At 56.9% G+C, this 18,409-nt stretch carries 17 protein-coding genes; 12 read left to right on the top strand and 5 right to left on the bottom strand.

Going from position 1 to position 18,409, the window contains the following annotated elements; all coding sequences use genetic code 11:
• Nucleotides 1-21 precede the first annotated feature (21 nt).
• The 7 genes from surE to NQ012_RS06885 all read left to right on the top strand — a co-directional run bounded on the left by surE (nucleotide 22) and on the right by NQ012_RS06885 (nucleotide 7,179).
• Nucleotides 22-774, top strand: a complete 753-nt coding sequence (gene surE / locus NQ012_RS06915) for a 5'/3'-nucleotidase SurE (protein ID WP_257066866.1) — start codon at nucleotides 22-24, stop codon at nucleotides 772-774.
• The gene (locus NQ012_RS06910; protein WP_085365794.1) at nucleotides 774-1,433 is read left to right on the top strand and encodes a protein-L-isoaspartate(D-aspartate) O-methyltransferase; all 660 of its coding nucleotides are present in this window, start codon (nucleotides 774-776) and stop codon (nucleotides 1,431-1,433) included. Before surE ends, NQ012_RS06910 begins: the two co-directional genes overlap by 1 nt.
• Before the next feature lie 128 nt (nucleotides 1,434-1,561).
• The gene (locus NQ012_RS06905) at nucleotides 1,562-2,536 is read left to right on the top strand and encodes a peptidoglycan DD-metalloendopeptidase family protein (protein ID WP_257066865.1); all 975 of its coding nucleotides are present in this window, start codon (nucleotides 1,562-1,564) and stop codon (nucleotides 2,534-2,536) included.
• 186 nt (nucleotides 2,537-2,722) lie between these two features.
• The gene (locus NQ012_RS06900; RefSeq protein WP_257066864.1) at nucleotides 2,723-4,510 is read left to right on the top strand and encodes a Na/Pi cotransporter family protein; all 1,788 of its coding nucleotides are present in this window, start codon (nucleotides 2,723-2,725) and stop codon (nucleotides 4,508-4,510) included.
• A 60-nt stretch (nucleotides 4,511-4,570) separates the two neighbouring features.
• Nucleotides 4,571-5,908 (top strand): tRNA lysidine(34) synthetase TilS, encoded by a 1,338-nt coding sequence (gene tilS, locus NQ012_RS06895; RefSeq protein WP_257066863.1) that lies wholly within the window; start codon nucleotides 4,571-4,573, stop codon nucleotides 5,906-5,908.
• 76 nt (nucleotides 5,909-5,984) lie between these two features.
• On the top strand, nucleotides 5,985-6,584 hold the full coding sequence (gene rpoE / locus NQ012_RS06890) for an RNA polymerase sigma factor RpoE (RefSeq protein ID WP_085366283.1): 600 nt from the start codon (nucleotides 5,985-5,987) through the stop codon (nucleotides 6,582-6,584).
• A gap of 4 nt (nucleotides 6,585-6,588) precedes the next feature.
• A complete protein-coding gene (locus NQ012_RS06885; RefSeq protein ID WP_257066861.1) occupies nucleotides 6,589-7,179 on the top strand; it encodes a sigma-E factor negative regulatory protein in 591 nt (196 codons plus the stop codon).
• Between the two features lie 192 nt (nucleotides 7,180-7,371).
• Here the strand turns inward: NQ012_RS06885 and NQ012_RS06880 are convergent, their stop codons facing one another.
• The 3 genes from NQ012_RS06880 to cmk form a co-directional block, all read right to left on the bottom strand.
• A complete protein-coding gene (locus NQ012_RS06880) occupies nucleotides 7,372-7,683 on the bottom strand; it encodes an integration host factor subunit beta (RefSeq protein ID WP_085366261.1) in 312 nt (103 codons plus the stop codon).
• Between the two features lie 11 nt (nucleotides 7,684-7,694).
• Nucleotides 7,695-9,380, bottom strand: coding sequence for a 30S ribosomal protein S1 (gene rpsA, locus NQ012_RS06875; protein WP_085366260.1), 1,686 nt, complete (start codon nucleotides 9,378-9,380; stop codon nucleotides 7,695-7,697).
• A 157-nt stretch (nucleotides 9,381-9,537) separates the two neighbouring features.
• Nucleotides 9,538-10,197, bottom strand: coding sequence for a (d)CMP kinase (cmk, locus tag NQ012_RS06870; RefSeq protein WP_257066860.1), 660 nt, complete (start codon nucleotides 10,195-10,197; stop codon nucleotides 9,538-9,540).
• Nucleotides 10,198-10,459: 262 nt separating this feature from the next.
• Here cmk and NQ012_RS06865 point away from each other — a divergent pair, with 262 nt between their 5' ends.
• The 5 genes from NQ012_RS06865 (at nucleotide 10,460) to dut (ending at nucleotide 16,213) form a co-directional block, all read left to right on the top strand.
• Nucleotides 10,460-11,695: a uracil-xanthine permease family protein gene (locus tag NQ012_RS06865; RefSeq protein WP_257066859.1), complete on the top strand. Its 1,236-nt coding sequence runs from the start codon at nucleotides 10,460-10,462 to the stop codon at nucleotides 11,693-11,695.
• Nucleotides 11,696-11,867: 172 nt separating this feature from the next.
• Nucleotides 11,868-12,917, top strand: coding sequence for an A/G-specific adenine glycosylase (gene mutY / locus NQ012_RS06860; protein WP_257066858.1), 1,050 nt, complete (start codon nucleotides 11,868-11,870; stop codon nucleotides 12,915-12,917).
• 260 nt (nucleotides 12,918-13,177) lie between these two features.
• Nucleotides 13,178-14,335: an ATP phosphoribosyltransferase regulatory subunit gene (locus NQ012_RS06855; protein WP_257066857.1), complete on the top strand. Its 1,158-nt coding sequence runs from the start codon at nucleotides 13,178-13,180 to the stop codon at nucleotides 14,333-14,335.
• Between the two features lie 27 nt (nucleotides 14,336-14,362).
• The gene (locus NQ012_RS06850; RefSeq protein WP_257066855.1) at nucleotides 14,363-15,661 is read left to right on the top strand and encodes an adenylosuccinate synthase; all 1,299 of its coding nucleotides are present in this window, start codon (nucleotides 14,363-14,365) and stop codon (nucleotides 15,659-15,661) included.
• Nucleotides 15,662-15,760: 99 nt separating this feature from the next.
• Nucleotides 15,761-16,213: a dUTP diphosphatase gene (dut, locus tag NQ012_RS06845; RefSeq protein WP_257066854.1), complete on the top strand. Its 453-nt coding sequence runs from the start codon at nucleotides 15,761-15,763 to the stop codon at nucleotides 16,211-16,213.
• A gap of 320 nt (nucleotides 16,214-16,533) precedes the next feature.
• Here dut and NQ012_RS06840 read toward each other — a convergent pair whose 3' ends face one another.
• On the bottom strand, nucleotides 16,534-16,626 hold the full coding sequence (locus NQ012_RS06840) for a methionine/alanine import family NSS transporter small subunit (RefSeq protein ID WP_257066853.1): 93 nt from the start codon (nucleotides 16,624-16,626) through the stop codon (nucleotides 16,534-16,536).
• Nucleotides 16,623-18,167 carry a sodium-dependent transporter gene (locus tag NQ012_RS06835; RefSeq protein WP_257066852.1) on the bottom strand — a complete coding sequence of 515 codons (1,545 nt, stop codon included), beginning with the start codon at nucleotides 18,165-18,167 and terminating at the stop codon, nucleotides 16,623-16,625. The genes NQ012_RS06840 and NQ012_RS06835 overlap by 4 nt, the downstream gene beginning before the upstream one ends.
• Nucleotides 18,168-18,409 lie beyond the last annotated feature (242 nt).

Genomic DNA, 18,409 nt, shown 5'->3' with positions numbered 1-18,409 from the left:
CGTCTGAAAATAAGGTCAACCATGAATATTCTGATTTGTAACGACGACGGCTATCTTGCGCCCGGCATCGCCATTTTGGCGCGGGTGGCGGCGGAATTTGCCAATGTGCGCGTGGTGGCGCCCGAGCGCGACCGCAGCGGCGTGAGCAATTCGCTCACGCTTGACCGCCCGCTGCATATGCGCGAAGCCGACAACGGCTTTTATTATGTGAGCGGCACGCCCACCGACTGCATCCACCTCGCCCTGCACGCGCTGCCCGAGTTCAAGCCCGATCTGGTTTTGTCGGGCATCAACAACGGCGCCAATATGGGCGACGACACGCTCTATTCGGGCACCGTGGCGGCGGCAACCGAAGCCTACCTGCTCGGCATTCCCGCCGTGGCCTTTTCGCTTAACGATTTCAGCGGCCGCTATTGGGAAACCGCCGAAAAAGCCGCTTGGATTATGTTGTCGCACCTGCTGAAAAATCCGCCCGAACAGCCGGTTTTATGGAATGTGAACATTCCCGCCGTCGCCCCCGAAGATATCCAGGGCTGCAAAATCACCCGTTTGGGCCGCCGCCACCATGTGCAGAACGTGGTGCCCGCGCGCAACCCGCGCGGAGAAGCGGTTTATTGGATAGGCCCGGTCGGCGATATTTCCGACCGCGAAAACGGCACCGATTTCGCCGAGAGCGAGGCGGGCTACATCACGGTTACGCCGCTGCAAATCGACCTGACCGACTACGACACCATGGCAGGCGTGGCAGGTTTTTGGCAGGGAGCGATGCCCTGATGCACACCAACTGGACAGGTTTTGAAAACCGCCGCCGCCGCATGACCGACCGCCTCGCGCAAATGGGCATCGGGCCGCTGGTGTTGCAGGCCATGGGCAGGGTGCCGCGCCACCTGTTTGTAGAAGAAGCCCTGCAAACCCGCGCCTACGACGAAATGTCGCTGCCGCTGGGCTTGGGGCAAACCATTTCCCAACCCTACACCGTTGCCAAGATGACGGAACTATTATTGGGAAACACCCCACAAAACATGCGTCGCGTGCTGGAAATCGGCACCGGCTGCGGCTATCAGACGGCCGTGCTGCTGGCGTTGGAATTGCCGGAAATCTTCTCGGTGGAGCGCCTGCGCCCGCTGCACGAGCGTGCCAAACAGCACCTGCGCGCGGCCGGCTTGCTGGCCAAAGCACGGTTGGTGTGCGGCGATGGTTATCTCGGGCTGCCCGAAGTGGCGCCGTTTGACGGCATTCTCGTTACCGCCGCGCCCACCGAAATCCCGCTGGCGCTGTTGCAGCAGCTCGCCATCGGCGGGCGCATGGTGCTGCCGCTCGACGAGGGCGGCATCCAATATCTGTGGCTGATTGAAAAAACACCGCAAGGCTACCGCGAAACCTGCGTGCAGGAAGCCAATTTCGTGCCGCTGGTCAGCGGTATGGACGTTTAACCGGCCTGGCGCCGGATGGCATCCGAATACTTCTTAACACGCAAAAACTTGTAGAAAGGGGCATAATTTGATTATGATATGCCCCGATTCCGAACTTAAACCAAACAAAACAGAAGGTAATACAGATTATGTTGAAAAAAACCGCATTCCGCACCGGCTCGGCAGCTTTGGTATTGATGCTGGGCGCGTGTTCATGGTTCCAGCAGCCTGCCGCCCCCGTAACCGCAGGCACGGCATCCGGCGGTGCTGCTTCCGGCACGTCGGCGCAGAGCAACCCCTACGGCGCCACACCTTACGACCCGAATGCGGCAGGGGCCAGCGCGGCCCCCGAACCCTACAACCCGCAGGCATCCGCACCGGCGGCTCCCGCCGCACCTGTGAGCGGCGGCGGTGCGTATATTCCTTCTAACGCGCCCGTTGACATCAATGCCGCCACGCACACCGTGGTGCGCGGCGACACCGTTTACAACATCGCCAAACGCTACAACATCACCCAAGACAACCTGCGCGAGTGGAACAACCTCGGCCCCGACAACACCATCAGCGTAGGCCAAAACCTGCGCGTGAAACCGGCCGGCTACTCCGCACCTGCCGCCACGGCGTCCAAACCCGCCACACCGCCCGCATCTTCAACGCCTTCAGCACCCTCTAATACCGATTATGCCCGGACACAGCAGCGCCCGCAGGCCAGCGGCCCCGCCAAAACCCCCTCGGTATCGACCGGCGGCGTACGCACGGTTTCCGGCATCACTTGGCAGCGCCCCACGGCGGGTAACATCATCACCCAGTTCGGCGGCAACAGCAAAGGCGTAGATATCTCCGGCCAAGCCGGCCAGGCGGTGGTTTCTGCGGCCGACGGCAAAGTGGTATATGCCGGCTCGGGCTTGCGCGGTTACGGCAACCTGGTGATTGTGCAGCACAACCAAACCTTTTTAACCGCTTACGGCCATAACCAAAACCTGCTGGTGAAAGAAGGCCAAACCGTGAAACGCGGCCAAACCATCGCCCGCATGGGTAACAGCGACGCCGACCGCACCAAGCTGCATTTCGAGGTGCGCCAAAACGGCAAACCGGTTAACCCGACCCAGTTTGTTGCGTTCTGATACAACCGTGTTTTCTAACGAGGCCGTCTGAATTTTCAGACGGCCTTTTGTATGTTTCTGTTAAAATATCGCGTTTGAATGTGTGGCGGTTGCGTGAGGCTTGAGGCCGTCTGAAAAAACAAAGAAACCGCTTGGAAATATCCTTAAAAAAATCATAACAACATACCGTTTGTTTTCGGAGAAAACATGAAAAGCAATCTGTTCAAACCCGTGCTAACCGCCGCTTTGCTGGCGGCGTTGGCATACAGTTTCTGGTATAGCGCGCCGTGGCTGAAACTGTGTTACGGCCTGGCGCTGTTTCTGTTCGGTATGCAGTGTATCGAAGAAGGTTTGCGCAATGCGGCGGGCGGCACGCTGGAGCGCCTGATGGCGAAAAGCACGTCCACGCCCGCCAAAGGCTTGCTGTTCGGCATAGGCGCCACCTTTATCCTGCAATCAAGCACGCTGGTTTCGCTGCTGACCATCGCGTTTCTAAGCACCGGCCTGATTACGCTGGCGGGCGGTATCGCCGTGATTTTGGGCACCAATCTGGGTGCCACCAGCGGTATCTGGCTGCTGGCGATGGCGGGGCAGAGCATCAGTCTCAGCCCCGTGGCCGTGCCCATGCTGGTGTTCGGCATTCTGGCAGGTTTTCTAAACAATAAAGGCAAAACCATAGGCCGCGTTTTAGTGGGCATAGCCTTGATTTTTTTGGGTATCGATGCGATTAAAGACGGCTTTCAGGCCTTGGGCGGGCAGGTGGATTTTTCATCCGTGCAGGCGGGCGGCGTGGCCGAAATCGCCATTTTCAGCACCATCGGCCTGTTTTTAACCATTGTTTTGCAGTCTTCGCACGCCACTCTGATTTTAACGCTGGCGGCGTTGGCGGCCGGGCAGATCAGCGTGGCGCAGGGCTTTGCCATCGCCATAGGCTCAAACGTGGGCAGCAGCATTTCCACCGCGTTTGTGGGCATGCTCGGCAGCGACCGCAGCGGACAGCGGCTGGCGCTGGCGCATTTGCTGTTCAACGTGGTAACGGCGGTGTTGTCGCTGCTGTTGTGGCTGCCGCTCACCAAGCTGGTAACGTTTACGGCGGGGTTGACCGGTATGGGCGGCCTGCTGCAACTGGCTTTGTTCCACACCTTGTTTAACGGCTTGGGTTTGGCGGTGTTTTGGAAGCTGCAAGAGCGGTTGGCGCGGCAGCTTATCAAATGGTTGCCCGAAAAAGAAGCGGACGGCCATCTGCTGCCCGACGGCCACCAGCCTGTGCGGGCATTGTATTTGAACCACAATATGCTGCGCTCTGGCGACACCGCCATTCGTTCGGTGTTTAAAGAAATAGGCCATCTGAACGCGGTAAGTTTGGAGGCTATCTGCCACGTTCTGTTTATTCCGGTTGATAAACTCTATGAAGAGCAAACCGATGCCGACGAAGAACTGCCGCCGCCCAAGCCGCCGCTGAACCTCGACGCGCAGGCGCTGTATGAAAGCCAAATCAAGCCGCTGTACAGCGAAGTGTTGGATTTCGCCAGCAAAATCGATATGGAGGGCGAAGAGCAGCAGCAACAGCTTTCCACCGCTTATACGGCGGCATTTCAGATGGTTGAAATCGTGAAAGAAAGCAAACACTTGCAGAAGAATATGCAGCTGCATCTGCAAAAGCCCGATTCGCCCGTGTTTCGCGACTACATGCGCCTGCGCCGCCACCTGTTTAAAACACTGGTGCTGTTCCGCCGCATCAGCGCGCTGGCCGCCTATTCCGAAGAATGGTTCGGGCAGGCGGCGGCGCTGGCGAAGCATATCGACACATTGGAAAGTTTCCGTGCCCGCACGCTGGTAAAACTGCGTAAAAAAGAAATCGGCGGTTGGGAAACCTCGTCACTGATGAACGACATCAACTACGCCCGCCGTATCGGTTTGGGTGTGCAGGAAATCATCAATCTCACAGGCTCGGAATCCGTTCGTTATCAAGAACAGCAAGAAGCATTTGTGTAAAATAGAGACCGTCTGAAACGTTTCAGACGGCCTTTTTTTCTACCACAGCGGTTCCAACCCATGAAACCCCATCATCCTTTATTGCAGCGCCTGTCAGCAGCATGGCCGCACGATTTTCCCGCCGGTATCCGCATCGAAGCGGGTTTGAGCGGCGGCTTGGATTCGGTGGTGCTGCTGCACGCCCTCGCCGCCCTGCAACAGCGTTTCGGTTTTGCCTTAACAGCCGTGCATGTGCATCATGGTTTGAGCGATCAGGCCGACGAATGGGCGGACTTCTGCCGCAGCCTGTGCCGGCGGCTGAACGTGCCGTTGCGGGTGGAAAAAGTAACCGTGGCGGAGGAAAGCCGCCTGGGTATCGAAGCGGAAGCGCGCAAGCAGCGCTACCGCGTGTTTTCAGACGGCCGCTGCGATGTGCTGGCATTGGCGCACCACCAAGACGACCAAGTGGAAACCTTTATGCTGGCCGCGTTGCGCGGCGGTGGCCTGCGCGCCCTGTCGGCCATGCCCGGGCGGCGGGCGCTGAACGGGCAGATTCAGGTTTGGCGGCCGCTGCTGGCAGAGTCGCGCGAAACCTTGGAAAGCTATGCCGCCGAACACGGCTTGGCTTATGTGGAAGACGGCAGCAACCGCAACCCCGCATTTTTGCGCAATTGGCTGCGGAACGAGGCGCTGCCGCAATGGCGCAGCCGCGTGCCGCATTTAGACCGCCACATCGTTAGCAGCATCCGCGCGCTGCAAAACGAGCTGGTCGTGCTAAATGAAATCGTGGCGCAGGATTACGCCTATGTTTGCGAAACGGGCGCATTCAGCATCGCGCGCTGGAAAACCCTGAGTGAAGCGCGCCGCCGCCAGCAGTTGCTGCACTATGCCAAGCTGCACGAACTGGGCGTGCCCGCCGCAGAAAGCACTGCTGATTTTTCGCGGGTGCTGGGCACGATGAAAGCCGCGTCGGCCGAATGGCCGCTGCCGCAGGGCAGTATTTATGCCTACCGCGATACCTTGTTCGCCCGCAAAACAGGCTGGCAAAACACGCTGCCCTGGCTTGCGGAAGGGGCGGTTTTGAAAGGCCGTCTGAAAAATATTCTGCCTGAAAACGGTTTTACCCTTAAACCGCATTCGTTCGGAATCCGTGAGGAATTGTTAAATGAAGAATGTGTTATTCGGGTTGCAAGTGCCGATGATGTGATTCAAACTACCGTTGGTCGTAAAAATGTTTGGAAAATTTTACAAGAGTGCAAAGTTCCGCCGTTTGCAAGGCGCTGCTGGCCGGTGGTGGCCGACGGCGGCAACCGCTGCGCGGCTATTGCCAATATCCGGGTTAGCGTTCATCATGGCAGCCCGAACGGGGCTATCCCTGTTTTTGATAAATTTAATTGCTTTGTTTTGGAACCAAAGTGAAGGTAAAGTGTCTGAAGCTTACAACGCGCACGCTTTACCTTTTCTGTGTTTGTAATCTGGTTATTAAGGGTTGAGCATGAATGATCGTAAAATCGATCAGGCATTGGTAGAGCGGGCGCAAAAAGGCGAACATAAAGCGTTCGAGCTTCTGGTGTCGAAATACCAGCGCCGTCTTACCCGTTTGTTGTCCCGCTTCATTAAGGACGAACACGAGGTAAACGATGTTGCGCAGGAAGCTTTGATAAAAGCCTACCGGGCATTGCCGAATTTCCGTGGCGAGAGTGCGTTTTATACGTGGCTCTACCGCATCGGCATCAATACCGCCAAAAACTACTTGGTTACTTCAGGCAAACGGCCTTTCGTAAGCGCCGACGTTGCCAACGATGAAGGGGATATTCTCGATTTAGCCGACCAGCTTGCCGACGACCATACGCCGGAAGCGGAAATGATGAATCGGGAAATATTAGAAACAGTAGAGGCGGCCATCTCCAAACTGCCCGACGATTTACGGAAAGCCATCTCCCTGCGGGAAATGGAAGGTTTGTCTTACGAGGAAATTGCTCAGATTATGGACTGTCCCATCGGAACCGTACGCTCGCGCATTTTCAGAGCACGCGAGGTAATCGCCAAAGATTTAAGGCCGTTGCTGGACACGTCTGAAGACCAAAGGTGGTAATAAAATGAACCAAAACAAAGACTATGAATTTGTCTCTGCCGCCATGGACGATGATGATTTGTCGGAAGAAGCACTGGATAAATTATTGTCTGACAGCGAAGCACAGCAAAAATGGCATGAATACCATTTGATCCGCGATTGCCTGCAACACGCGAAACCTGCTGTGCAGAAAGAGAACGTATTCGTTGCCGAAGAGCGCATCACGGCTACCGTGCAAACGGTTGCTGCGAAACAGCTTGACCGCAGCGAAGGCCGGGCAATCCGCCCCGCAGCCAACAACCATGCCTTTAAAGGATTTGCCGTAGCGGCCAGCGTGCTGGCGGTGGCGGTGGGCGTGTGGCAGTTCTGGCCGCAAACCAACAGCGGAGCGGCGGCCGTGGCCGAAAAAGCCGCGCCTTCCGGCCAGTCGGAAATCGTTTCGGTGGGCGGCAAAACTGCACCGGCCAAAAACGATGCGGTAGCCAACGCCGAAGCGCAAGGCACGGTAGTGCCCAACGCAGCCCGCGCCACCCAAGCCGTAGGAGCCGCCGAAAAGCAAAGCGCCGTGAGGGTGGAAAAACTGCCCGAAACAGGAGCAGCCAGCGCAGCTAAGTGATTTTTGCTGCTTGGCAATGGGTGAGAATACAGGCCGTCTGAAAAATTTTCAGACGGCCTGATATTTTTCAAAACCCTGATCGGCTTTGAAGGCTTACAAATCATAACTCAAGCTTGATTCGGGTGTTTGTGTTTTACCATAAATTTGCCGCATAAAAAAACGCCGCATTTCTGCGGCGTTTGCTTTTTCGGTTTATTTTGCGTTCAGCAGGGCTTGGTCGACGCGCTCGCGCAACTCTTTGCCGGGTTTGAAGTGGGGAACATACTTTTCGGGCACTTCCACACGTTCGCCGGTTTTGGGGTTGCGGCCGACGCGGGCCGGGCGGCGGTTCAAGTCGAAGCTGCCGAAGCCGCGGATTTCGATGCGCTGGCCTTTGGCAAGCGAGCGGGTCATGGTGTCGACCAAAACCTTTACGCTGTATTCGACGTCTTTAGCCATCAGTTGCGTGCCGTTTTTTTCGGCAAACACTTCCGCCAAACGAACCATCAATTCAGACTTAGTCATGTCTGCACCTATTACTCTTGGTCGCCTGAAAGTTTGGCTTTCAGCAAGTCGCCCAGGCTGGTGGTGCCGGCGCTGGCGGTTGCCGCGGCGTTAACGGAATTCAGGGCATCGCGGTTGTCTTTGGCGTCTTTTGCTTTCACCGACAGTTTGATGCTGCGGTTTTTGCGATCGACGGTGGCAACAACGGCCTCTACTTCGTCGCCTTCTTTCAACACGTTGCGCAGGTCTTCAACGCGCTCGCTCGACCATTCTGAGGCGGGCAGGTAGGCTTCCACTTCGTCTGACAGGGCAACCACGGCGCCTTTGGCGTCAACGGATTTGGCCACGCCTTTAACCAGCGAACCTTTGTCGTTCACGCTGATGAAGTTGCCGAAGGGGTCGCCTTCCAGTTGTTTGATGCCCAAAGAGATGCGCTCTTTTTCAACATCGATGGCCAATACAACGGCTTCCACTTCTTCGCCTTTTTTGTATTTGCGCACGGCTTCTTCGCCGGTTTCGGTCCAAGACAGGTCAGAGAGGTGAACCAGGCCGTCGATGCCGCCGGGCAGGCCTACGAATACGCCGAAGTCGGTGATGGATTTAACCGCGCCTGAAAGTTTGTCGCCTTTGTTGTGGTTGGCGGCAAATTCTTCCCACGGATTGGCCTGGCACTGTTTCATGCCCAGGCTGATGCGGCGGCGGTCTTCGTCGATTTCGAGAATCATCACTTCCACTTCGTCGCCCAGTTGCACGACTTTGCTCGGGTGAACGTTTTTGTTGGTCCAATCCATTTCGGAAACGTGCACCAAACCTTCGATGCCTTGTTCGATTTCAACGAACGCGCCGTAGTCGGTAAGGTTGGACACTTTGCCGAACAGGCGGGTGCCTTGCGGGTAACGGCGGGTCAGGCCGCTCCAGGGGTCTTCGCCCAGTTGTTTCATACCCAGAGAAACGCGTTGTTTGTCTTGGTCGAACTTCAGTACTTTGGCTTCTACTTCCTGACCCACTTCCAGCACTTCACTCGGGTGTTTCACGCGGCGCCATGCCAAGTCGGTGATGTGCAGGAGGCCGTCGATGCCGCCCAAGTCAACGAATGCACCGTAGTCGGTGATGTTTTTAACGATACCTTTAACAACCGAACCTTCTTGCAGGTTTTCCAGCAGGGCTTTGCGCTCTTCGCCCAAAGTTACTTCCAGAACGGCGCGGCGGGATACCACAACGTTGTTGCGTTTTTTGTCGAGTTTGATCACTTTGAATTCGACTTCTTTGCCTTCAAAGTGAGAGGTGTCTTTTACGGGGCGCACGTCAACCAGCGAGCCGGGCAGGAAGGCGCGGATGCTGTTGATCATTACGGTTAAGCCGCCTTTGACTTTGCCGTTGATCACGCCGGAAAGGATGTCGCCGTTTTCCATGGCTTCTTCCAGGGCGATCCAGTCGGCGGCGCGTTTGGCTTTTTCGCGCGACAGTTTGGTTTCGCCGAAACCGTTTTCAACGGATTCGATGGTTACGGTAACGAAATCGCCTACTTTAACTTCAATCTCGCCCTGGGCGTTTTTGAATTCAGCCACGTCGATCAGAGATTCGGATTTCAAACCGGCGTTTACGGTAACGAAGTTTTGGTCGATGCCTACTACTTCGGCGGTAATCACTTCACCGGGGTTCATCTCTTGAAGGGTAAAGCTTTCTTCCAAAAGCTGGGCAAAATTTTCCATAGTCATAAATAACTCTTTTCAATACACCGCCAAGGGGTGCGGGGTAGGTTGTAAAAAACGCTTGCCGCCCTTGGCGCGGCAGACGTTTGCTGCAAACGGTTTTCAGACGGCCTTTCAAGATTCGGGGCCGTCTGAAAAAAGCTGGCGGGATTATACAGCAAGCTTAGATTTTTGCATACCAATCAAGCACTTTTTTTACCGATTCTTCGATGTTCAAGTGGGTGGTGTCGAGCAGCAGGGCGTCGGGCTGCTGTTTGAGCGGGGCGACGGCGCGGCGGCTGTCGGCTTCGTCGCGCGCTTCGATGTCGGCGAGGATGCGCTCGAAGGCCACACCTTCGGTGGGCACGCCGATTTGTTTGGCGCGGCGCTCGGCGCGGGTGCGTGCGGATGCGGTCAGGAAGATTTTCAGCGCGGCATCGGGAAAAATCACCGATCCCATATCGCGCCCGTCGCCCACCAAGCCTTTTTCGGTAAGGAAGGCACGCTGGCGCTGCAACAATGCTTCGCGCACTTTGGGCAGTTGCGCCACCGCCGATGCGCCCATGCCGATGGCTTCGGTGCGGATGGCGTCGGTAACGTCGCGGCCGTTAAGCAGGATGCGGCCGCCGTCGAACTCGGCGGGCAGTTGCTCTGCCAAGGCGGCTACGGCTGCTTCGTCGCCCCAATCGGCGTTACGCTGCTGCGCGTAAAGCGCGGTCAGTCGGTAAAGCGCACCCGAATCGAGATAATCGAAGCCGAGCGCGGCGGCCACGCGCGAGGCTACTGTGCCTTTGCCTGATGCGCTGGGGCCGTCGATGGCGATGATTTTGCGGTTTAAATCCATATCGGTATTCTCTTTGAACCCGCCGCGGCGGTGTTTTTCAGACGGCCTTTCGGTTTTGTCCGAACCGTTATTCAGGCCGTCTGAAACAATCTATAAAACGAAAACGGAATTATATAGACTGAATATGGGCTTGTAACTCTTTTTATTGCTGCACCCGAGCCGTTTATGGCCGTCTGAAAAGCATGTGCGGCAGCACACACAAAACACTTTCGCAGCGTTATAATCCGCCCGTTTGACTTCAACCCAGATAACGGAACTTAACATGCAACAACTTAAATTAGCCGTTGCGGGCGCGCAGATTCTGTTTGTGGCGTTCGGCGCGATGGTGCTGGTGCCGCTCTTAACCGGCCTGAACCCTGCGATGGCGCTCTTGGGCGCGGGCATCGGCACGCTGCTTTTCCAATTGGTTACCAAGCAGAAAGTGCCGGTTTTTTTAGGCTCGTCGTTCGCCTTTATCGCGCCGATTATTTACGCCGTCGGCGAGTGGGGGCTGCCTTCCACCATGTTCGGCCTGTTTGCGGCGGGCTTTATGTATTTTGTGTTTGCCGCGCTGATTAAATGGCGCGGTTTGGCGGCTGTTAACCGTCTGCTGCCGTCGGTGGTTATCGGACCGGTGATTATGGTGATCGGTTTGTCGGTGGCGGTGGTGGCCAGCCAGATGGCGATGGGGCAGGCCGGCGGCAATCAGGCGGTGGACTACGCCCAATCGCTGCTGCTTTCGGGCTTCACTTTCGCCGTTACCGTGGTGGTGGCGGTGTTCGGCAGCAAAATGATGAAGCTCGTTCCCATTTTAATCGGCGTGGGCGCAGGCTATATTGCCGCTTTGTTAATGGGTTTGGTGGACACGGCGCCGATTGCCGCCGCGCCGTGGTTTGCCGTGCCGCATTTTGAAACGCCGCAAATTAACTGGCAGGCCGCGCTGTTTATGCTGCCGGTTGCCATCGCCCCCGCCATCGAGCATATCGGCGGCGTGATGGCCATCGGCAAAGTAACCGGCAAAGATTACGCTAAAGACCCCGGCCTCGACAAAACGCTGGCGGGCGACGGTTTGGGTGTATGCGTGGCGGGTTTGATCGGCGGCCCGCCCGTAACCACCTACGGCGAAGTAACCGGCGCGGTGATGATTACCAAAAACGGTAATCCGAAAATCATGACCTGGGCGGCTGTTTTCGCCATCTGCATGGCGTTTTTCGGCAAGTTCAACGCTTTTCTGGCTTCGATTCCGCTGCCGGTGATGGGCGGGATTATGATTCTGCTGTTCGGCACCATCGCCTCGCTCGGCCTGAAAACGCTGATTGATGCCAAAGTGGATTTGATGCAGCCGAAAAACCTCGTTATCGTCAGCTCGGTGCTCACCACCGGCGTGGGCGGCATGATTATCAAGCTGGGCAGCGTCAGCTTTGCCGGCGTGGGTTTGTGCGCGGTGCTGGCGATTATTCTGAACTGGATACTGCCCGACGAAAAACCTGCCGAAACCTTGCCGGGCGGGGAAGTCTGAGCGCTTGAGCTGCCCTCAAGGCTAGGGCGTGCAGGTTGCGGCGACCGGTGCATTTTGCAGGCCGTCTGAAAATGTTCTTTCAGACGGCCTGCCATTTTTGCAAAACCGCAAAGATTCAAAAAAGCCACATTCCGTTTACAATACGCCTTTTCTTTCCAGCCAACTGCCCGCCATGACCGACCTTTCTTTCGCAACCCGCCTGATACGCTGGCAGAAACAGCACGGCCGCCACCACCTGCCGTGGCAGGTGCGCAACCCCTACAACGTGTGGCTGTCGGAAATCATGTTACAGCAAACCCAAGTGGCCACCGTGTTGGACTATTATCCGCGCTTTACCGCCCGTTTCCCTGCCGTGGCCGATCTGGCCGCCGCCGAGCAAGACGAAGTGCTCGGCCTGTGGGCCGGCTTGGGCTATTACAGCCGCGCACGCAACCTGCACAAAGCAGCGCGGCAGGTGGTTGAAACATTCGGCGGCGTGTTTCCGTGCGAGCGCGAGGGGCTGGAAAAGCTCTGCGGCGTGGGCAGAAGCACGGCGGCGGCCATTGCCGCTTTCGCCTTCCACAAACGCGAAGCCATTTTAGACGGCAACGTCAAACGGGTGCTCTGCCGCGTGTTTGCGCTCGACGGCGACATCGCCGACAAAAAATTTGAAAAACAACTGTGGGCGCTGGCCGAATCGCTGCTGCCCGAAAACGGCAGCGATATGCCCGCCTATACGCAGGGGCTGATGGATTTGGGCGCCACCGTCTGCAAGCGCAGCAAACCCTTGTGCGGCACTTGCCCGATGAGCGGCATCTGCCAAGCCCGGGCGCAAAACCGCACGGCCGAGCTGCCGCGTAAAAAAGCCGCACCCGCCGTGCGGACGCTGCCGCTGTTCTGGCTGGTGCTGCGCCGCCCCGACGGCGCGGTTTGGCTCGAAAAGCGGCCGTCCGAAGGCATTTGGGGCGGTCTCTATTGCGTACCGTGTTTCGACAGTTTGGGCAGCCTCAACGAGGCCGCAGAACGCTTCGGTGTTTTTTCAGACGGCCTCGAAGAGCAGCCTTCGCTCACCCACCGCCTCACCCACCGCCTGTTGCTGATTACCCCGTTTGCCGCATCTGCAAACCACACGCCCGCCGAACGGCTTTCAGACGGCCTGTGGGTGGAAAAACAAAATCTGGCCGGTTACGGCCTGCCCAAACCGCTGCATGATTTTTTGCACGGCAGAATATCCGCATCGTGAAACCTTTGCAAAATCCAGATGGGCTTGGCAATAAAGGTTGGCCGTCTGAAAACAAAAACGCGCAAGCGGTACGGCTGTGTGGGGCAAAAACAGGCTGCACTTCATTGTTGTTTTATGTTAAAGTTCTGCTTTAATAATTCGGGGCTGTTTGAATTTAAAATCAAATCATAAAGCGGGCGGCGAAAGTTGCCCGAAACGATGGTTTTTAGTTTTTAAGTTTGAGCAGCCTTTGTTGTGTTTACAGTAAAGATTGGATTTTCATGCAGTCTTGGCAACTACCCGAGCACATCGCCGATATTCTGCCTTCTTCCGCGCGCCGGCTCGAAAGCGCGCGGGAGCGGTTGTTGGCCTTGTTCCGCGTGCACGGCTACGAGCTGGTGCACCCGCCCCTGATGGAATACAGCAATTCGCTGCTCACCCATATCGACGCGGGCTTGTCGCTGAAAACCATACGCGTGGTCGACCAGCTCAGCGGCCGCCAGCTCGGCATCCGTGCCGACATCACGCCGCAGGTGGCGCGCATCGACGCGCATCTCTTGTCGGCCAACAACGGCATCAACCGCCTGTGCTATGCCGGTTCGGTGCTGCACGCCCGTCCCGACGGTTTTTTAAGCACCCGCGAACCTTTGCAGGTGGGGGCGGAGCTATACGGCTATGCTGATGTGGCGGCGGATATCGAGCTTATCGACCTGATGCTCAAAAGCGTGGCCATCGGTGATGTGGGCGAGGTTTTGCTGTCGCTCGGCCATATCGGCGTGTTCCGCGCGCTGGCAGAAGCGGCGGGGCTGACGCAGGAGCAGGCGGCGCAGTTGCTGGCGCTGATGCAGGATAAGGATGCCGCCGCCGTCAACGCCCAAGTGGTCGCATGGAAGCTCGACGGCATGTGGGCGAAAGCGTTTTCGCTGCTGCCCGCGCTCTACGGCTCGCGCGACGTGCTGGCAGAAGCGCGCGCCAAGCTGCCCGATTTGTTTGCCGTGGGCAAAGCCTTAAACGAATTGCAGGCGGTGTGCGACGCTTTCCCGCAGCAGGCCGTGCATATCGATTTGTCGGAACTGCGGGTGGATAGCTACCACACCGGCCTGTTATACGCCGCTTACGGCAAAGACAATCACGAAGCGGTGGCGCGCGGCGGCCGTTACGACGGCTTGGGCGAATATTTCGGCCGCGCCCGTCCGGCCACCGGCTTCAGCTTCGATTTGCGCACCTTTATCGGGCGGCTGCCGCAGTGCGAGCAACAGCCGCCGGTTGCCGTGGCGGCCGCCGATTTGCCGCAGGCGCAGGAAACCGTTAACCGTTTGCGCGCAGAAGGGCAGGCGGTGGTGATAGATTACGGAGCCGGCCAAAACGGCGTCAGAAAAGCGACCCGCCGCCTGCAACGCCAAGGCGACGGCTGGCAAGTGGTTGAAACGGAAGTTTGAGTTACTTTGAATAACAGGTTGAGAATTATGGCTAAAAACGTAGTAGTGATCGGTGCCCAATGGGGCGACGAAGGCAAAGGCAAAATTGTGGACTGGCTGGCGGAGGAAACCGCCGGTGTGGTGCGTTTCCAAGGCGGCCACAATGCCGGGCACACTTTGGTGGTGGGCGGCAAAAAAACGGTTTTGCGCCTGATACCGAGCGGCATTCTGCATGAAAAGCTCGACTGCTTTATCGGTTCGGGCGTGGTGGTTTCCCCCGAAGCGCTGATGGGCGAAATCGACGAATTGAACGCCGCCGGTGTGAAAAACGTGGAAGGCCGTCTGAAAATCGCCCCCACCGCCACGCTGATTCTGCCTTACCACATCGCCCTTGACCAAGCGTGCGAAGCATCGCGCGGCAGCAGCAAAATCGGTACTACCGGCCGCGGCATCGGCCCCGCTTATGAAGACAAAGTCGCCCGCCGCGCCGTGCGTATGGTGGATTTGTTCGATACGGAAAAGCTGTTGCCCAAATTGCAGGCCAATGTGGAATATTACAACGTGCAACTGCAACACCTGCACCAAGCCGAGCCGGTGAAGCTGGAAGACGTGCTGGCCGTTATCGAAAAATACGCAGGCCGCATCAAGCCGATGATTACCGATGTTTCGCGCACCCTGTATGAGAAAAATCAAAAAGGCGAAAAACTGCTGTTTGAAGGCGCGCAGGGCACGCTGCTGGATATCGACTACGGCACTTATCCGTTCGTAACGTCTTCCAACTGTCTGGCGGGCGCCGCATCCGCCGGTGCGGGCGTACCGCCGCAAATGCTCGATTATGTGTTGGGCATCGTGAAAGCCTACACCACCCGCGTGGGTTCCGGCCCGTTTCCGACCGAGCTGTTCGACGACATCGGCGCAGGTTTGGCCGAGCGCGGCCACGAGTTCGGTTCGGTAACCGGGCGCGCCCGCCGCTGCGGCTGGTTTGACGCCGCCGCCCTGAAACGTTCGATTCAGGTGAACGGCATCACCGGTATGTGCATCACCAAACTCGATGTGATGGACGGCATAGACGAAATCAAAATCTGCGTGGGCTACACCTTGGCCGACGGCAGCACCACCGATATTTTGCCGTTTGGCGCAGATGCAGTGGCAGGTTGCACGCCGGTTTACGAAACCCTGCCGGGCTGGAAAGAGTCGACCTTCGGCGCCACCGAGTTCAGCCAATTGCCGGCCAATGCGCAGGCTTATCTGAAACGCATCGAAGAAGTGTGCGGCGCGCCCATCGCCATCGTTTCCACCGGCCCCGACCGTGCGGAAACCATTTTGCTGCAACACCCGTTTGCCTGATCGGGCGGGTGGTTTTGCAAAGCCTTTTGAGGCCGTCTGAAACCTTTCAGACGGCCTTTGTGTATAATAAACGCCTTTTGAAACAATAGAAGAACCATTATGCGAACTGAAGTGGAACTGAAAATCCTCAATCCGAAAATGACCGGCAACCTGCCTGCTTATGCCACGCCCGGTTCGGCAGGCTTGGATTTGCGTGCCTGTATCGACGAAGCCGTTGTTTTGCAGCCGGGCGACACGTTTCTCGTGCCCACCGGTTTGGCCGTTCATTTGGCCAACCCCGCCTACGCTGCCGTGCTGCTGCCGCGTTCGGGTTTGGGGCACAAGCACGGCATCGTGTTGGGCAATTTGGTCGGCCTGATTGATTCGGATTATCAGGGTGAGCTGAAAGTGTCGGTTTGGAACCGCGGCAAAGAGGCGTTTACCATCGAGCCGTTGGCGCGCATCGCGCAAATGGTGGTGGTGCCGGTGGTGCAGGCCGAGTTTAAGTTGGTGGACGAGTTTGCCGCCAGCGAACGCGGAGCGGGCGGTTTCGGCAGTACGGGTAAGGCGTAAGGCGTAGAGCGGTTGCCCTGAATGCCCGAGACCTTTGCCTGTTTTCATACGATTTTGTCGGGCTTGGGTATAACGTGGATGCTTTAGGGGGTGTAGTCAGAAAGCGTTGCGGCGGTATTTTTGGTTAAAATCCGCATCTGCGGCGTTAAAAATGCTCGCAAGATGTCCAATCTTGCTGCGCTTTTTGCCTTGCATCTGCGGATTTTTCCTCAAAAAACCGCTTCACAAGCATTCTGACTACACTCCCTAGAAACGGAAAGGCCGTCTGAAAATATTTTTCAGACGGCCTTTCCGTTTTATTTACTGCTTGGCGGTCGGGTTTACTCTTTCGGCAGACGGATCACCGAAACGATAAATCCGCCCCAAATGATAACCAGCGTTATCACGAGCATGATGATGGCGGCGGTGCTCATGATTGTTCTCCTTTGTGGGTTTCGTCGGATTTGTGGGCTTCGTCGGGGTTGAATTTGTTTTCCATACGCCACGGCAACAGCGACAACAGCAATGCCAGCACAATCAGACCCAGCGACATGCCCCAGCCGAAGGTGTCCAAGAACCAGTCGGGGTAGTCCTCGTAGTTTTTGGCCAACAGGGTTTTGGTGTCGTTAAACAGCATATAGCCCAGCATGGCAACGGTGGTGCACACGAAAACATACCACAAGGTGCCGATTTTGAACGATGAAATCGCGTTGATATGCTGGCGCAGCACCGGCAGTTTTTTGGTGGCGACCAATACCAAAACATACAGGAAGCCGGCGGCAACGATGCCGTAGGTGTTAACAAACTTGTCCATCACGTCCAACACCGGCAGGCCGGTGGTGGTGCCGAACAGCAGCGCCGACACGATGCCCATCGGCAGGCATACGGCAAACGTGGCGGCAACACGCCCCAAACGCAGTTTGTCCTGTACGGCGGCAATGATTACCTCCACAATCGAAATCATCGAAGTAATGCCGGCAAAAACCAAGGAACCGAAAAACAGCACGCCGATTAATGAGCCGAACGGAGCCTGGTTGATGATGGTGGGGAAGGCGATAAAGGCCAGGCCAATGCCCGAAGAGGCCACGTCGCTTACTTCTTTGCCCGCTGCGGTGGCCATAAAGCCCAGTGCGGCAAACACGCCGATACCGGCCAGCACTTCAAAGCTGCTGTTGGCAAAGCCTACCACCAAGCCCGTGCCGGTGAGGTCGGACTTGGGTTTCAGGTAAGAAGAATAAGTGATCATGATGCCGAAGCAGATAGACAGCGAGAAGAAAATCTGGCCGTAGGCGGCAACCCACACGCTGGGGTTGGAAAGTTTCGACCAATCGGGCGTAAACAGCGCATCCAAGCCTTTGGCGGCGCCCGGCAGGGTCAGCGCGATGGCTACCATAATCAGGAACATTACCACCAAGAGCGGCATAAAGAAGCTCGACGAGCGCGCCACGCCTTTCTGCACGCCCAGCGCCAGAATCAGAAAGGTGAAAATCCACACGCCGATCAAGGGGCCGAGCACTTTGGCCACAAAATCGAAGCCCACGGATACGCCGTCGGCCATGTGCAGATAGTCTTTAAAGAAAAACGCTTGCGGGTCGGTGCCCCATGCGCCAACCAGCGAATAGTAGGTGTAGCTGGCCGCCCAGCCGATAATCACGGCATAGTAGATGCAGATAATCACGTTGGCCAACACGTTCCACCAACCGAAAGGCTCCAGGGCGCGGTTGAGGCGGCGGAACGCCAAGGGAGGCGAACCGCGGTAACGGTGGCCGATGGCGTAGTCCAAAAACAGCAGGGGGATGCCCGCAGTGAGCAGCGCAATCAGGTAGGGCACGATAAACGCACCGCCGCCGTTGTCGTAAGTTACATAGGGAAAGCGCCAAATATTGCCCAAACCTACCGCCGAACCGATGGCGGCAAACATAAATGCCCTACGGTTCGAGAAGGTTTCGCGCTTGGATTGGTTAGAATCAGACACGGTGATACCTCTTCAAAATTTAAGTATGGTTTTATTGCCGGCAGGCCTGAAGTGTGTGCAGCAGGCGTTTTTCTGCCGGTAAGGTTGCTATCATACTGATTTATGTAAAGTTGTGCGAGAAAAAATTAAGGGTGCGCCTGCGGTTTTGCTTATGCCGTCGGGGTGGCTTTGCGCGAAACGGCGGGGCTGGGCGGAAAAATCACCGGAAGAGGCCGAATGTGATGCCGATTCGCTATATAATC

Origin of the sequence: Neisseria dentiae (assembly GCF_024580525.1) — a bacterium.
GTDB lineage: Bacteria > Pseudomonadota > Gammaproteobacteria > Burkholderiales > Neisseriaceae > Neisseria > Neisseria dentiae_A.
The sequence above is the reverse complement of the archived record's forward strand: the minus strand, read 5'-3'. Positions and strand labels throughout refer to the sequence as shown.

Bases quoted from the DNA above. Each gene is read 5' to 3' on its own strand.
- surE (WP_257066866.1), top strand. From the start codon at position 22: ATGAATATTCTGATTTGTAACGACGACGGCTATCTTGCGCCCGGCATC.
- NQ012_RS06910 (WP_085365794.1), top strand. From the start codon at position 774: ATGCACACCAACTGGACAGGTTTTGAAAACCGCCGCCGCCGCATGACC.
- NQ012_RS06905 (WP_257066865.1), top strand. From the start codon at position 1,562: ATGTTGAAAAAAACCGCATTCCGCACCGGCTCGGCAGCTTTGGTATTG.
- NQ012_RS06900 (WP_257066864.1), top strand. From the start codon at position 2,723: ATGAAAAGCAATCTGTTCAAACCCGTGCTAACCGCCGCTTTGCTGGCG.
- tilS (WP_257066863.1), top strand. From the start codon at position 4,571: ATGAAACCCCATCATCCTTTATTGCAGCGCCTGTCAGCAGCATGGCCG.
- rpoE (WP_085366283.1), top strand. From the start codon at position 5,985: ATGAATGATCGTAAAATCGATCAGGCATTGGTAGAGCGGGCGCAAAAA.
- NQ012_RS06885 (WP_257066861.1), top strand. From the start codon at position 6,589: ATGAACCAAAACAAAGACTATGAATTTGTCTCTGCCGCCATGGACGAT.
- NQ012_RS06880 (WP_085366261.1), bottom strand. From the start codon at position 7,683: ATGACTAAGTCTGAATTGATGGTTCGTTTGGCGGAAGTGTTTGCCGAA.
- rpsA (WP_085366260.1), bottom strand. From the start codon at position 9,380: ATGACTATGGAAAATTTTGCCCAGCTTTTGGAAGAAAGCTTTACCCTT.
- cmk (WP_257066860.1), bottom strand. From the start codon at position 10,197: ATGGATTTAAACCGCAAAATCATCGCCATCGACGGCCCCAGCGCATCA.
- NQ012_RS06865 (WP_257066859.1), top strand. From the start codon at position 10,460: ATGCAACAACTTAAATTAGCCGTTGCGGGCGCGCAGATTCTGTTTGTG.
- mutY (WP_257066858.1), top strand. From the start codon at position 11,868: ATGACCGACCTTTCTTTCGCAACCCGCCTGATACGCTGGCAGAAACAG.
- NQ012_RS06855 (WP_257066857.1), top strand. From the start codon at position 13,178: ATGCAGTCTTGGCAACTACCCGAGCACATCGCCGATATTCTGCCTTCT.
- NQ012_RS06850 (WP_257066855.1), top strand. From the start codon at position 14,363: ATGGCTAAAAACGTAGTAGTGATCGGTGCCCAATGGGGCGACGAAGGC.
- dut (WP_257066854.1), top strand. From the start codon at position 15,761: ATGCGAACTGAAGTGGAACTGAAAATCCTCAATCCGAAAATGACCGGC.
- NQ012_RS06840 (WP_257066853.1), bottom strand. From the start codon at position 16,626: ATGAGCACCGCCGCCATCATCATGCTCGTGATAACGCTGGTTATCATT.